Genomic DNA, 15,842 nt, shown 5'->3' with positions numbered 1-15,842 from the left:
TTTTTTATACATTTTATTTGTTACCTTTCCTTCTTTCAATAATACAAGGAACTTAATATTAGATAAATTTATTCTTCTTTAGTAAACCAGTTACCGATATCCGTCTTTCTATTTTCTATCAACCGATCTATTTCCTCTACCGCTTTTCCAAAGCGTTCATCCCAGTCTCCCGCTATTTCAATATAAGGAATAGCATGCTCTCTCAGTATTTCACGGTGCGATGCATCGAGCCTGTTCCGGCTTTCTTCATCCATTCGGGTTCCATCCTGAACAAACTCAATATCATTATCCAAATAGAGATAAAGGTCTGCTTTGTTGGCTTCATATATATGTTGGTCTATAACTAACTCTTCATCAAAAGAAAAACGCCCGTATGATTTTGTAATATGAATATCCGTATCGATTATTATCAATGGAGATTCTTTCGTCTCCGATTGCTTTATACGTCTGGCGTGTTCATCAGCTACCAGATATAAATCGTTAATAGAAAAATCGTTCGAATCGGGTATAATATCCCTGCCTGCTTCGAAAACGGCTGTTGCATTATAATGCCTAGCCAGTTTCCCGGTCAATACGGTTTTGCCTGTCGATTCGGTTCCTAAGATGACAACTTTGATAACCATATCGGGCTTTACTGCATCGGGAAGATATTCCCAATAAGAAAACAGGTCGGAACGTATTTTAGAAGCGGTAACCGGAACTGTATTCCTTTCCATATCGAAAAGGATATGATTTATTCCCATATATTCCGCAACATACTCCCCATAAGGCTCTGATGTGATAACAGTCCCATAATCCGGAAAATATATCTTAAAGATTTCTGCCCATATTTTAGAAACATTCCGGGATGATTCGGAGGAGTTGGGCAAATCGGATTCTTTATAATCGAAAGCGATTACATCCAGAGTTGAAGTATCGGCAAATGTTTTCTCAATCCAGCTTTTACGTATATCTGCCGGTATATTTTCTTTATCGCTGGCACAAACAAGTACAGATAAAAAGTCAACCTGCGTCAAAGCAAAGCGAATCATTGCTTCATGCCCCTTGTGAAAAGGCAGAAACTTTCCAAATATAAAACCTCTATCCATTTGCCTGCTTTTTATACCAGTTAAACAATCCGAAAGAAGCGATAAACAGCAATACCAGATATTCGAGCGCTATAAAATAGATACCCTGCAAATAATACAGCACAATGCAAACCACATTATTGATAACCCACAACGCCCAGTTCTCAAATTTCTTCTTTGCCAGCAGGATAGTTGCCACAATGCTGATAACCATCACAAACGAATCTGCGTAAGGGTAAGCCGATGCTTCCTTAAAATACTCAGGTAAGGTAAGATGTATATCGCTGATAAGGTATCCGGCAAGAAATGTTCCTGTTATGACGATAAGTGCAGTGAATAGTAATCCTCTTGGTTGCAGCCTCGTTACCTTGCTTTCTGTTTCGCCATACTTCCATCTGTACCAGCCATAGAGTGAACTAAAGAAGAAGATAACCTGCAAAAACATATTGGCATAAAGCTGTACCTGAAAGAAGATTACAAACAAAAACAGCTCGTTGACAATACCTGCCGGCCATGTCAGTATATTTTCCCTCGATGCCCAGTAGACACATAGTAACCCGAACACCGTTCCTATCAGTTCGGCATAGCTAAGCGGATAGCCGAGTATTTCGATAAATATATTTTGTATGTCAAACATATGTATGATAGTTAATAAGTCAGGCCTCCCCTACCCCTCCAAAGGAGGGGCTTGTTCCTCCCCTTTGGGGTGGTTAGGAGGGGCTCATCTTTCACAATGTATACTTCAAAGATAAATAGAAATTCACGGGCGCCTGTACAAAATATTTCACTGTATTATCATAATCCATATAGGCGTTGTTATAATATTTGGTGTTGGTGATATTATTTACATAAGCATTCCATTCCATATGTTTGTAAGTATAACCTATTCGTGCATTCAGCAATATATAACTACCGATAGTCTCCGTATTGGCAAAGTCAATATATGACTTATCCTGATAACGGGCAGATAGTGAAATATCGAAATTACCTTTCTGCCACACTACTTCCTGATTTACAATAAACTTTGGTGTAAATATCGGACTGAATTTCTCACCCTGTTCTTTTATCCGGCTATGATTATACGACGAATTATTGATAAATGTAAACATAGGGACAGGCTGGTAAGATACAGACAGTTCTGCTCCCGCCCTGTAGCTCTTATCCACCTTGTTGGTTAGTGCAAGCCCGTTTGGCCCGAAGTTTCCATTCAATACGATTTCATCTTTAAAGTCCATATAATAAAGATTAGCAGCCAGATTAAAATTGCGGCTCCTGTATCTGAATCCCAATTCATGATCGACAACATATTCCGGCGAATCTATCACTATTTCAGGCTTTCCGTTTTCATCAACCGTAAGATTCTCATTTCCACCGAACATATCCGTTCGTGTAGGCTCGCGCCCTATCCGTCCGATGCTGTAATACACTTCCATCTTATTAGCAGGTTGATAGCTGATACCCGCTTTCGGATTGAAGAAATTCCAGTTTATCTTATCCAGAGGGACATCCCCTTTGTAATCGAAGTTTGCATGGCGGTATTGTATATCTGCATAAGCCGTGAAATTACTGAAGCTATAATCTATTTTCGTATAAACACTTACCTCTTTCTTATAGCCGGTATTGCGGAAATCCTCCCCGGCTGTTTTCTCACTTCCTATATGCCTGCGGTTGTACGTGTTGGCAAAAATTCCTATTGTCCATTTTACATCCTTCCAGCTATGGATATAATTGGAATACAGCCCGAAAAGGTTTGAGCGAAAGGCATAGTTATACATCTCATTGGTAGAAGGCCGCCCTATGTAATTATTTATATCAAAATCGTAATTACCATTCAGATACGTATAGTAAGCTGCTGACTGTAACAATGAGTTTTCGCCCAACCTGTATGTATTATGCAATTGTATCATTGCCTGTGTAAACTCATCTTTTTCGTCTCTGGCATTCGCATTTGTTCTCCGGTCGATATTTATCAATGAATCTGATACACCGAGCCATGCCATATCATTCTGTTGATGTCCGGCAATAACGTTCACTTTCCAGACTGCCTTATCTGTAAACCATGCCCCACTGGCAAACAGGGACTGCGAATGATTTCCCGAATGATGCTTATACCCATCCGAATATACTTCCGACAGCCGTGCATAGAATGCCTTGTTGTTTACTACGCCCGATTGTGTTTCGGCATAAGCCCTCAAGCTATTGTATGAACCATATCCGATACCGAAAGTCGTTTGCGCAGGATTCCGCAAATTTGGCGAGAATAATTGCACACTTCCGGCATAACTGGCAACTCCGTTCTTGGTAGTCCCTATTCCCCTCTGTATCTGCACTCGGTCGAGCGAGTTGAATATATCGGGATAATTGGAAAAATAAGCTCCCTGGTCTTCCGGTTCATTCAAGGGGATACCATCCAGAGTGATGTTGATACGTGTCTGGTCCATTCCCCGCATCCTGAAGTATGAATAACTCTGTGTGCTTCCTGCATCGGAATAGGCTGTTATCGAAGGTGTTTCCATCAGGATAAAGGAAGGCTCCTGCCCTACGGATTTTACCTTCAATGTTTTCATTTCAATATCCTGATAGCTGACCGGAGTAGTCTTATTGGCCTGATAGGTTACAACAACTTCCTGCAAACCAATAGTATCAGGCTTATTTATCTCCTGTGCGCTTATAATACGAACGATACAAGTAAAAGTAATGAGTAGTAATATTCTGTGCATTTTGTAATAATTTGAGGTACAAAAATAATCATACATTATTGATAGATAATGTCCTGTTCCCATAATCTTCAATTTTTTAGAAAGTTTGTATTCAGTTGAAAAGTCTTTAATTATAATTTGCGTATTATTTACGCAAACAAAGTAAAGGATAAATATTTAATCCGCCAAATAAATTTGCGTATATTTTACGCAAATAAAATTAAATACAATATTATGAGATTATTAAAAAAAGCCTTTGGAAATTCAAAGGCTTCTACTATAGTTCGGAATTAATCAAAATATTTCGTCTAATACTTTGGCCAGACGCAACCCGGCTTTTTGAAGCTGAACCTCCATCACATCTTTGTACTTATAGCTATACCCATACGAAAGTTCATCGCCATTCTTTACATTGGCGTAAATATCATTGGCCAAAGTATAAGTATCGTACATCCAGTCATCTAATGTACCAAACTGAAATTGTCTTTTCTTCTCTTTTCTTATCGAATTGAGAATGTCGGCATACTCGGTATAGCTGTATTTCTCATTGTCTACTATCCGTGAATCCCATACCGCATGTATATTGGTAGGACTTTTGAACCACGTAACGGAGATACTGTTCCCTCCCCTATCCTCTTCGCGACCTGCATGCATAGGCTGATGAGCATCGCCGATCAGGTGAATAATGAAATAAAGAGCGTATCTTTTATCGTCTTCCGTAGACTGTTTATCTTTAATGATGGCCTCCAGCTTAGGTATTTCAGCATACAAATTCTGCTGGGGCGTATTTTTCAGATGGTTGATATATCCTTCTTTTGAAAGGCCGCCGGGTGCGTTTACAAAATGCCAGATATGTGTATGATCCCATCTGCCTGTAGTGTCGGATTTTATAAAGTCGCCCCAGTTAGCCCAATAGGCCATCGGATAACCATCCAGCAATTTATTGATTTTCTTCTTGGTTCCCGACTTTATATTCTTTTCGGCTATCTGCGCTATTACCCTGTGGCCTGTCGTTCCCCATGCCGACAACTTATCCGGCAATACCAATACAACGAACAGCAATAAAACCAAAATTTTCCTCATACATCAATTCTTTTTGAGAAATTCACACAAAGCTTTTGTAGCCAAAGCACGATGGCTTATTTCATTTTTTACTTCTGTCCCCAGTTCGGCAAAAGTCTGAGCGTATCCATCCGGCAGGAAAACAGGGTCGTATCCAAATCCCGCACTGCCTTTTTCCTCTGTAATGATAATCCCCTCTATCTTTCCTTCGAACAGATACTCCTCGCCATCGAGAATTAGCGCTATTACCGTACGGAACCGTGCTTTCCTGTTCGCCATACCATCCAGTTCTTTCAGCAGTTTTCTCATATTCGCTTTCGCGTCATGATCTCCTCCTGCATAGCGGGCAGAATATATACCCGGAGCGCCATTCAGCGCATCTACTTCAAGTCCTGTATCATCGCCAAAACAGTCGTAACCATATTTTTCTTTTACATAGCGGGCTTTTATCAAAGCATTTTCCTGCAATGTTTCCCCCGGCTCTTCTATATCTTCGTGGCAACCAATATCTTTGAGGCTGAGAATGTCAAAGCTGTCTCCGACAACTTCTCTTACCTCCTCCAGTTTGTGGGCGTTATTAGTCGCAAATACTAATTTCCTTTTCATTTTTCTTCCAGCGAATTGTATGCTTCAAGTGCTTTTTCCAATACGGTTAAAGCCTTTCCCAAATCTTCTTTTTTAAGGACATAGGCTATACGCACTTCGTTCTTGCCCAGCCCCGGGGTGGTATAAAAACCGGATGCAGGAGCCATAAAGATCGTCTGCCCTTCGTATTCGAAGTCGGACAAGCACCATGCGCAGAATTTATCGGAATCGTCTACAGGCAGGCGTGCTACAGTGTAAAACGCCCCCATCGGTATGGGAGAATACACACCCGGAATACGGTTGAGCCTGTCGATAAGGAATTTACGCCTTTCTACATATTCCTCATACATATCCTGTATATATTCGTGTGTGGCATCCAGTGATGCCTCGGCTGCTATTTGCCCGATAAGCGGCGGGCTAAGGCGTGCCTGGCATAACTTCATCACCGTTTTGCGAAGTTCCTTGTTCTTAGTAATCAGCGCTCCAATGCGGATACCGCACTCGCTATATCGTTTCGATACGGAGTCAATCAGAACAACGTTTTCTTCGATGCCAACAAGATGGCAAGCCGAAACATAAGGCGAATTGGTATAGATAAAATCGCGATATACTTCATCAGAGAACAGATAAAGGTCATATTTCTGCACCAGATGTTTTATCTGGTTCATCTCTGCTCGCGAGTACAAATAGCCTGTAGGGTTATTCGGATTACAAATCAGAATACCTTTTGTACGCTCATTGATAAGCGCCTCGAATTTTTCGACAGGAGGCAATGCAAACCCCTCTTCGATAGAGGAAGATACCGTACGGATAACGGCTCCTGCCGATGCCGCGAATGCCATATAATTAGCATAAGCAGGCTCAGGTACAATAATTTCATCGCCCGGATCGAGGCAGGCCAGGAATGCAAAAAGTACAGCCTCCGAACCACCTGTTGTGATGATTATATCATCCGGCGATACATTTATATTATATTTGGCATAGTATCCGATAAGTTTTTCCCTGTAGGAACGGTAGCCATCACTGGGACTGTATTCCAATATAGTACGGTCTATATTGCGTATCGCATCAAGCGCTTCTTCGGGTGTAGGCAGGTCGGGCTGACCTATATTGAGATGATAAACTGTCAGACCCCTGGCTTTAGCCGAATCCGATAACGGAGCCAATTTCCTGATAGGAGAGTTTGGCATATCTATTCCACGCTGCGAAATACTTGGCATAACTTATATTATTATCTGTTTTTAAACAATGAAAGGCAAATATACAAATAATAGTAAAATGTAGAACCGGAAAGCAAAAATAGATTTCTGTTCTATCAATATGTGATTTTTCCCGCTTTTATGCATCTAATGTCTCAGACATTACTATTCGGATAACAAAAACAGATACTTGTCAGAAAAAAAGAATATATTTGCGCTTCGCATAGTGGAAAATTTCTTCACAACTGTCATATATTAATACAGGGTAATGTAGACGCTTTCTGGCTATCTTACTAAATAATGCGAATCAAGGGTTAAATGTGCCGTTAGGCACACCATATTGGTAGAAACATGAATGAAATTCGTTTTTTGTGCCGTCAGGTACAAAATGTGAATTGTTCTGTAGATATTGCGTACCTGACGGCACGCAATTAACCGGTTAAAGCCTCTTTCTACCAACATTCAGTCCCTAAAGGGACAAAAAATAGCACATTTAACCATTGATTCGCATAAATAATAAAAGTAAAGGAAAACGGTGGGATTTATTGAAGCAAAAGTGGGATTGGCAGATAAGGAAACTCATGAAAATCTGTTCAAGACCTGGTACGAACCTTTATGTAAATATGCTTATAGCATACTCAAAGATGAGTTTGAGGCGGAGGATGCCGTTCAGAAGGTATTTTTCAGATTGTGGGACGACAGGCACCACACAAATATAACTACGTCTGTAAAGTCTTATTTATATATGGCGGTTCACAACACGAGCCTGAACAGGGTAAAACAGCTGAAAGTGCAGCAGATGCACAACCAGCAGATCGCTCTCGAAGGACAAACTGATCATAATGAAGTATATGAAGGCATTGTAGAAAAAGAATTGAACTCTAAAATCATGCTGGCAATCGCGGATTTGCCACCCAGATGCAGAGAGGTATTTGAGCTTAGCAGGTTCGAAATGATGAGTTATAAGGAGATTTCCCAACAATTGGATATTTCTCCCAATACGGTCGAGAACCAGATTGCAAAAGCACTGAAACTACTAAGGGAAAATCTGAGGGATTTTATTTCGGTTATAGTCTTATACTATTTGATAAAAATGATTGGATTATGGTAACAAATGACACAGACAGATTATTAGCACGCTATTTTGCCGGAGAACTAAGTCCTCAGGATCAAATACGTTTGGAGAAATGGCTTACCGAATCGCAGGAAAACGAAGACTATTTCTTTGATCTTACCCGGCTTTATCAGAGTATGGGCACTGCCGAATACCCTTCATTCGATATACAAAAAGCCTTTGAGAAATTTGACGGGCATATCGAACAGCCAACTACGGAACCTGTATCAGATGAAAAGAGTAAAAGAAAATATCTGGTTTGGGCATTGAGCGCAGCTGCCGCGGTAGCACTTCTTATTTTCTTCTACAACAGGGGGCAGCAAGATACATATACTACTTTTACCGAGAAGCGTTTATACTCTTTTGCCGACAGCACAAAGATTGACCTGAAAGAGGGGGAGGTATACCTCAGCAAAACCCGTACTAACGATACAATTTACCTGAAAGGAAAGGCCTCTTTTGAAATGGAATCGGAGGAAACCGGGAGCAAAATAGTAAAAGCCGGGAATGTATATGTAAAAGATATTGGTACGAATTTTACGGTGGACGCCAATACTCCTGATTCTATTCATGTAAGTGTGACCGAAGGTGAAGTACAGTTTTATTCCGATACCAATGCCGGCATTAACCTGAAAATGAACCAAAGCGGTTATTATTTGTCGGGAAGCGATAAATTCTACAGGGTAATAGTAAAGGGGAACTTCAGGTTTAATGAAACAACTTTAGGAGAAATAATTACCCGGCTGAATACATTCTATGGACAGCAAATAGAGTTGAAAGACAAGAAGAAGGGAGCTTTACCTATTACAGTTACATTCACTGATGAAGATTTGCCTACGATACTGGATGTGGTAGCTGCAACATTGAATCTTAAAGTTGCCAATAAGGACAATGGCTATATACTAGAATAAAACCGGATAATTAGAGTCTGTTTAAGAAACTGTTTAAATTTTATACGAACATTTTATTATACCTTTTTCTTCGTTCATTTTTTGGCTGTTTTTTCCTTTCTCTCAACTCAACCAGCGGTCACAGGAGCGAAGCGTATGTAAATAAGCATCTCTAAAACATCTCTAAAAATTTGAATGAATAAAATTGAAACAGGCTCTTATAGTACATGACAAAAATAATATAAGACCTATAACTATCTGTTATACTGTTCGCTCAAAGCGTTTTGATAAATGTATCTAAAATATTTTTTATCATGTGCTAAACCGGACTATAATTAAAAGTTGAATGAAAAAAACAATACTTACGTCATTACTTATAATCATCTCTATGAGTTTATTTTCTCAAAGGGCGGTAAACATGAAACTGCAAAATGAAAAAATAAGCGTAGCTATGAACCTTATAACCCAACAGACTGGGGTAGAATTTTCCTATAATCCAAGAGTAGTCAATACCAATCGCATAGTCTCTGTTGATATTACCAACAAGGGAGTAAGAGAAGCTGTAGACCTGCTACTGTCCGACATGTATCATTATATCATAAAAGGCAGATATGTAATAATAACATCTGCAAAAAAACTTCCGGAAACAACAATTGATAATGAGCCTGTTATAGCAGAAAATAAAAAAAATAAAGAAAAGAGTAGTGGTAACAAAGCCAATAGTGGTCTTAGTATTATCGGAGATCATAAAATCGCTAATGAGCGGATAAAAAAGGGTCCTCCTCTAACTATTAATAATCAAGTAAACGAGACCACTATGTTAAAGAAAATCGCAGGAGTTATTACATTATCAGCCCTTACATGGGGCGGTGCCGATGCCCAGCTGAGACATTCGGAAATGAAGGCGCCCGTCAGTAAGACAGAGAACAAGACAGAATATAATATTGGCCTGCAAAAATCAACCGCGCAACTCTCATTTATCACTCCTTTGGGAACAGATGGCCAGAATACGAAAGATAAAGAATATAAATTCTCATTTAATGTACTGGGAGGAACCACTGGTGGTGTAAATGGTGTTGAATTCGGAAGCTTATTCAATATAAACAAACAGGATATGAGAGGCTTCCAGATGTCAGGACTTTTCAATATGACCGGAGGCATTGTCAGTGGAGTGCAATTGTCAGGGGGTGCAAACATTGCATATAAATCGAGTGGCTTCCAGATCTCCGGTGCGGTAAACTATACAGCGGAATTAAATGACGTACAAATAGCAGGAGTAGCAAACATGGCCGCCGGAAGCAGGCTCCAAATAGCGGGTATCGTCAATTATGCCCAAGGTGCGGATATCCAGATAGCACCTGTTAACATAGCTCAGGTAGCCCGGTTTCAGGCAGGAATAGTAAACATCTCGGAAACAGACGATGCTGTCATGCTGGGAGTATTCAACTATGTGAAGAAAGGCGGATTATTCGAAATCGGCATTTCCGCTAACGACTATATCTATGGAGCTGTGAACCTGATTACAGGAACCGACAGGTTGTACTCCATCCTCAGTTTTGGCGCATATTCCCCTTCTTCTAACATGACCGTAGGTATGGGGCTGGGAACCCGTTTACAATTGGGCGATTCCCCACGGGGTTTTCATTTCGAATTGATGCATCATCAAATATATAAAAGCAACTTTAACAATAAAGGCCGCGATGCGTCACTGGAGCAGGCCAGAGTGTTTTATTCGGTACGGAAAAACAAATTTACCTTCTATGGTGGCCCAACCATTAATATCCTGCTCAGGGACGCGGATTTTACAGAAGTAAAAGATCCTATATACAGCCTGTTCGACAATAGAGGCAGCAAATATTATTTCGATATGTGGGCTGGCGCGGAAGTCGGAGTCCGGTTCAATTTAAAATAAGGAAACTCATTGAGAACTCGCCTTTCATTTGTTAAATCAAATAGATGAACGGATACAATAAATCAACATTTTGACTGTTTTATGTTCAGGAATCAATATACTGAACCATACTAATGCTCATACACTAATCTTTTTTACTTAGAGCCTGTTTCAATTTTAGCGAAAATTTTTATGACAGGTTCTGGTCAATAGTTCTTAGCAATTTCTTTATGCTCTTTTTAGCGTATTTCACCCTTTTTACTCTTTGTTTAGCCCGCTAATTAGCTCCGCTGACCGTTGGTTCGGCTAGCAAAAATGATAAAATCCATCTAAAAATAACTATAAAAAAGATTTGCTATAAAATTTAAACAGACTCTGACAGATATTAACATTATTATTTAAACTAACTATGCTATTAAAATCAAAACTTCTACCAAAGAGAACTTGGGTTATATTCTTATGGCTTTTCCATTTGTTTTTGATGCCCGCTTTTTCTTTTGCCCAGACATACAAAATCAGCGGTACTGTTGTTGATTCACGCACAAAGGAAACGTTAATAGGAGTACCCATTATCATAGAAAACAGGAACGGAAGCGGGGTATCGTCTGACGAAAAGGGAAGATACAGTATGACCCTGCCAAAAGGAGATTATACATTGAATATCGACTACATAGGTTTTGAGAAAAAGACTATGAAAATTTCCCTTTACCAAAATATTAACCAGGATATAGAACTTGTACAAACTTCCATCGGACTGGGCGAAGTAGTCGTATCCGCCGAACGCCCTGACGCTAACGTAACTGCGCCGCAAACAGGGGTTGAGAAAATGGAAATACAAACGATCAATAAGATTCCTGTATTGCTGGGCGAAAAGGATATTATCAAGTCCATACAACTGATGCCCGGAGTGCAGGGTGCCGGAGAGGGCAGTTCGGGTTTTTACGTCAGGGGAGGAAGTGCCGACCAGAACCTGATCCTGCTGGATAACGTGTCGCTCTACAACGCATCCCACCTGATGGGATTCTTCTCTACGTTCAACTCGGAAGTGCTTCGTGATGTTACCTTATACAAAGGTGCCATGCCCGCACAATATGGCGAACGCCTGGCCTCTATTCTGGATGTACAGCAACGCAACGGCGACAACCAGAACTACCATGTAGCCGGAGGCATCGGACTTATTTCGTCCAATATCAATGCCGAAGGGCCTATACAAAAAGGTAAGTCATCCTTCCTTATCGGGGCTAGGCGTACTTATGCCGATGCTATTGCCCGCCTGTCGGGTATAGAAGATGCTCAAAATGCCTACCTGTACTTTTACGACCTGAATATGAAACTGAACTTCGCCCTGTCGGACAAAGACCAGATATCGGTTTCCGGCTATCTGGGAAGGGATAAGATGGTACTGAAAGACGCGGCTGAACTCAACTGGGGAAACGCTTTCCTGACTGCTAACTGGAATCATACGTTCAATAATAAATGGACTTCGCGCACATCGTTGTTCTACAATCAATACGATTATTATTTTGGTATGGAGGTAGGCATGAATCTGGACGGGACATCTAAAATAAAAGATTATGGTTTTAAACAGGAGTTCCTGTTCCAACAAAATAAAAACAGCCAGTGGAGACTGGGACTCAGCTCTACTTACCACGATCTGGCTCCGGGGAATTACAACCTCGATTCGGAACAAAAGAATTCGGTAGACCTGCACCACCGTTATTCGTCTGAGAATGCAGCTTACATATCCAACCAGATAAAGTTAACAGATAACCTGGAAGTTATATACGGGCTTCGCGCCTCAGTCTTTATGGCATTGGGTAAAGGGCAGTATTACACACTGGACAAAAACAATAACGTACTCGACAGCACATGGTACAAATCGGGCAAGGTGGTTAAAACATACGTAAACCTTGAGCCACGCCTGTCGGCTGCATACAAACTGAATGATGTATCTTCCATAAAAGCTGCTTATGCCCGTACAACGCAAAACATGCACTTATTGTCATATTCGGCGCAGGGAACACCGTTCGACCGCTGGACTTCGAGTTCCAACAATGTAAAGCCTCAGATAGCCGATCAGGTGTCGCTGGGTTATTTCAGGAATTTCAATAATAATATGTTCGAATTCAGTGTTGAAGCCTATTACAAGGATATGAAAAACCAAGTAGACTTTAAGGATAACGCCGATATTGAAGGTTATGACGTAATAGAAACTGAGATATTGTCGGGTAAAGGACGGGCTTATGGCATTGAACTTTCCATAAAAAAACGGATGGGAAGGCTTACCGGATGGATAGGCTACACCCTCTCTAAATCGGAGAAGAAGATAGACGGTATAAATGAAGATAAGTGGTATAACGCCTTTCAGGATCGTACACACGATTTGTCCATCGTGGGCATGTATGACCTGAATCAGAAATGGAGCCTTTCGGCGGCATGGGTATTTTATACAGGAAATGCGATTACCTACCCAAGCGGAAAATATCAGATAAACGGTAAGGACGTGATGTATTATGCCGAAAGGAACGGCTACAGGATGCCGGCCTACCACCGTCTGGATTTGGGTGCGACCTGCCTGTTGAAAAAGACCGCGAAGTTCCAGTCGGAACTTGTATTCGGACTATACAACGCTTACGGGCGTGAGAATGCTTATATGATAGAGTTCCGTACCAATACAAAAGATCCGGAGAAGACAACTGCTTATCAGTACTCATTATTTACGTTTGTTCCGTCAATCTCGTGGAACTTCAAGTTTTAAAGTCACAGACCGATTTATTATTTATATATAATAGCAACAATTAGTTAAGGCTGAAAAATATTACATTAAATATTTCCAATACTTAATACCTAAAAGCAAGAAATGATGAATAATATAAAGAATATATACATAATTATACTATCAGCTTTGTTTATACTACTCGGACTCACCTCATGCGAGAAAGAAATAGATGTAGACCTGAACTCTGTTCCCCCACGCATACAGATTGAAGGTATCGTAAAACAAGGCCAGCCGGCAACAGTAAGGGTAAGCCATACGATTGACTTTAACGATAACAGCGGTTATCCGTTCCTGAAAGGAGCTATCGTAAAAGTATCGGATGATGCGGGAAATTCTGAGATTTTGCAACAGGATGCTACAGGCTGGTATGTCGCCGAAAATATTAAGGGTGTGATCGGGCGCACATATTATATGTCGGTAACGTACGAGGATATAGAATATACATCGACCTCCCAAATGCCGCCATTGGTAAAACTCGACTCATTGTCAATGTACAGAGCCCCGATTATGGACTTTGCTGTTCCGATGATACATTTTACCGACCCCAAAGGCGAAACGAACCAGTATTACCGTTGCCTCGTATATATCAACGGAAAGCAACATCCCGATGTAAACGAATTGGCATTAAGCGCTGAATTCGTAGACGGTAGTCCTATTCACCAGTTCTTACCGATATTCACGTATGATGAAGATGTGGATCCGATAGAAAAAGGGGACGAAATCATGATCGAGTTTCAGTGCATTGACAAGGGCGCTTATACCTTCTTCTACACACTCAGCCGCATCGAGGATTCGAAAACGAATCCCACATCGAATATAACAGGCGGGGCACTCGGATACTTCTGTGCTTCTACTGTGGATCAGATGACGATTATTGCTGATTGGGAAGATTAGGTTAATACCACAAAATAGTAAGAGCCTGTTTGAATTTTAGCGAAAATTTTTATTACAGGCTCTTGTAATTCATTCTTAGCAACTTTTTTATCCTCTTTTTAGCGTCTTTTCCCTTTTTACTCTTGGTTTAGCCCGCTAATTAGCTCCGCTGACCGTTGGTTCTGCTAGTAAAAATGATAAAATCCATCTAAAAATAGTTATAAAAAAGATTTGCTATAAAATTTAAACAGGCTCTAAAATCTGATATTAGATATGGAGATAATTTCAATGTAATCACAGAATATGAATATGATTCTGATGGTAACATCATTCAGGGCGGAGACATTAATTACGAATATGATAATAGAAACGGAATTCGCTATAACTTATGCGAATCAAGGGTTAATTGTGCTATTTTTTGTCCCTTTAGGGACTGAATGTTGGTAGAAAGAAGCTTTAACCGGTTAATTGCGTGCCGTCAGGTACGCAATATCTACAGAACAATTCACATTTTGTACCTGACGGCACAAAAAAACGAATTTCATTCATGTTTCTACCAATATGATGTGCCTAACGGCACATTTAACCCTTGATTAGCATAAGTTATATGAAAGCAAATTGATCGGTTGTTAAATATAAATCAAAAGTACAGGTTTTTAACTTGTACTTTTTTTATTTCATTTTTTTTGAGAGATAATGTTTTATTTTTTTACTAATTTTGCAGGCTGAATTTGAATTGCTTATATAAACTATTAAATATTGAAAATGAAAGCATTTGTATTCCCAGGACAAGGGGCTCAATTTGTAGGAATGGGTAAAGACCTTTACGAGACGTCTCCTGTAGCTAAAGAGATGTTCGAAAAAGCGAACGAAATTCTAGGATTCCGTATCACAGACTTGATGTTTGCAGGTACAGACGAAGATCTGCGCCAGACTAAAGTTACCCAACCCGCCATTTTCCTTCATTCGGTAATATTGGCTAAGACTATTGGCAATGAATTTAAGCCCGAAATGGTAGCAGGACACTCTCTTGGCGAATTTTCAGCCTTGGTTGCCGCCGGAGCCATGTCTTTTGAAGACGGATTGAAACTTGTATATAAACGTGCTTTAGCCATGCAGAAAGCTTGCGAGATGAACCCTTCAACGATGGCTGCCGTACTTGCTCTGCCTGATGCAAAGGTAGAAGAAATCTGCGCGTCTATCAAAAATGAAGTGGTGGTTCCTGCAAACTACAACTGTCCCGGACAGGTGGTTATATCGGGCTCGAATACCGGTATCGATGCCGCATGCGAACTACTTTTGGCTGCGGGTGCAAAACGCGCGCTCAAACTGAAGGTTGGAGGAGCATTCCACTCTCCGCTGATGGAACCCGCTAAAGTAGAACTATCGGAAGCGATAAATACAACGATAATTACCAAACCGACATGCCCTGTATACCAAAATGTATCTACAGTGGGCGAAACAGATCCCGCAGTAATAAAAAACAATCTAATTGCACAATTAACTGCTCCTGTAAAATGGACTCAATCTGTAGAACACATGGTTGCTGACGGCGCTACAGAGTTTATCGAACTCGGACCGGGTAATGTATTGCAAGGACTTGTAAAGAAAATTGCACCGCAGGTAGCCGTAAGCGGCAAACAGCAACTGGTAAACTGCATCTAATAAAATTCAAATATTTAA

At 40.5% G+C, this 15,842-nt stretch carries 12 protein-coding genes; 6 read left to right on the top strand and 6 right to left on the bottom strand.

The features are described from left to right. Positions 1 to 68: 68 nt before the first annotated feature. From D0T84_RS03205 to D0T84_RS03180, 6 genes are all read right to left on the bottom strand, one after another. Complete coding sequence (locus D0T84_RS03205; protein ID WP_163305966.1) at positions 69 to 1,088, bottom strand: AAA family ATPase; 1,020 nt, start codon at positions 1,086 to 1,088, stop codon at positions 69 to 71. Then, complete coding sequence (pnuC, locus tag D0T84_RS03200) at positions 1,081 to 1,704, bottom strand: nicotinamide riboside transporter PnuC (RefSeq protein WP_185155675.1); 624 nt, start codon at positions 1,702 to 1,704, stop codon at positions 1,081 to 1,083. Before pnuC ends, D0T84_RS03205 begins: the two co-directional genes overlap by 8 nt. A gap of 91 nt (positions 1,705 to 1,795) precedes the next feature. Then, complete coding sequence (locus tag D0T84_RS03195) at positions 1,796 to 3,787, bottom strand: TonB-dependent receptor (RefSeq protein WP_163305965.1); 1,992 nt, start codon at positions 3,785 to 3,787, stop codon at positions 1,796 to 1,798. A gap of 273 nt (positions 3,788 to 4,060) precedes the next feature. After that, entirely contained in the window at positions 4,061 to 4,849 is a 789-nt protein-coding gene (locus tag D0T84_RS03190; protein ID WP_163305963.1) for a S1/P1 nuclease, read from the bottom strand. 3 nt (positions 4,850 to 4,852) lie between these two features. Further along, on the bottom strand, positions 4,853 to 5,434 hold the full coding sequence (locus tag D0T84_RS03185) for a non-canonical purine NTP diphosphatase (RefSeq protein WP_163305961.1): 582 nt from the start codon (positions 5,432 to 5,434) through the stop codon (positions 4,853 to 4,855). After that, entirely contained in the window at positions 5,431 to 6,633 is a 1,203-nt protein-coding gene (locus D0T84_RS03180) for a pyridoxal phosphate-dependent aminotransferase (protein ID WP_163305958.1), read from the bottom strand. The genes D0T84_RS03185 and D0T84_RS03180 overlap by 4 nt, the downstream gene beginning before the upstream one ends. Before the next feature lie 514 nt (positions 6,634 to 7,147). Here D0T84_RS03180 and D0T84_RS03175 point away from each other — a divergent pair. From D0T84_RS03175 to fabD, 6 genes are all read left to right on the top strand, one after another. Next, positions 7,148 to 7,723: an RNA polymerase sigma-70 factor gene (locus D0T84_RS03175; RefSeq protein WP_163305956.1), complete on the top strand. Its 576-nt coding sequence runs from the start codon at positions 7,148 to 7,150 to the stop codon at positions 7,721 to 7,723. Next, entirely contained in the window at positions 7,717 to 8,637 is a 921-nt protein-coding gene (locus tag D0T84_RS03170; protein WP_163305955.1) for a FecR family protein, read from the top strand. The genes D0T84_RS03175 and D0T84_RS03170 overlap by 7 nt, the downstream gene beginning before the upstream one ends. A gap of 325 nt (positions 8,638 to 8,962) precedes the next feature. Further along, positions 8,963 to 10,528 carry an STN domain-containing protein gene (locus D0T84_RS22770; protein ID WP_255495149.1) on the top strand — a complete coding sequence of 522 codons (1,566 nt, stop codon included), beginning with the start codon at positions 8,963 to 8,965 and terminating at the stop codon, positions 10,526 to 10,528. Positions 10,529 to 10,988: 460 nt separating this feature from the next. Then, a complete protein-coding gene (locus tag D0T84_RS03155) occupies positions 10,989 to 13,265 on the top strand; it encodes a TonB-dependent receptor (RefSeq protein WP_255495148.1) in 2,277 nt (758 codons plus the stop codon). Between the two features lie 102 nt (positions 13,266 to 13,367). Beyond that, the gene (locus tag D0T84_RS03150) at positions 13,368 to 14,180 is read left to right on the top strand and encodes a DUF4249 domain-containing protein (protein WP_255495146.1); all 813 of its coding nucleotides are present in this window, start codon (positions 13,368 to 13,370) and stop codon (positions 14,178 to 14,180) included. Positions 14,181 to 14,924: 744 nt separating this feature from the next. Beyond that, entirely contained in the window at positions 14,925 to 15,824 is a 900-nt protein-coding gene (gene fabD, locus D0T84_RS03145) for an ACP S-malonyltransferase (protein ID WP_163305951.1), read from the top strand. Positions 15,825 to 15,842: the final 18 nt, after the last annotated feature.

Source organism: Dysgonomonas sp. 521, from assembly GCF_010501055.1.
Taxonomy (GTDB): Bacteria; Bacteroidota; Bacteroidia; order Bacteroidales; family Dysgonomonadaceae; genus Dysgonomonas.
The sequence above is the reverse complement of the archived record's forward strand: the minus strand, read 5'-3'. Positions and strand labels throughout refer to the sequence as shown.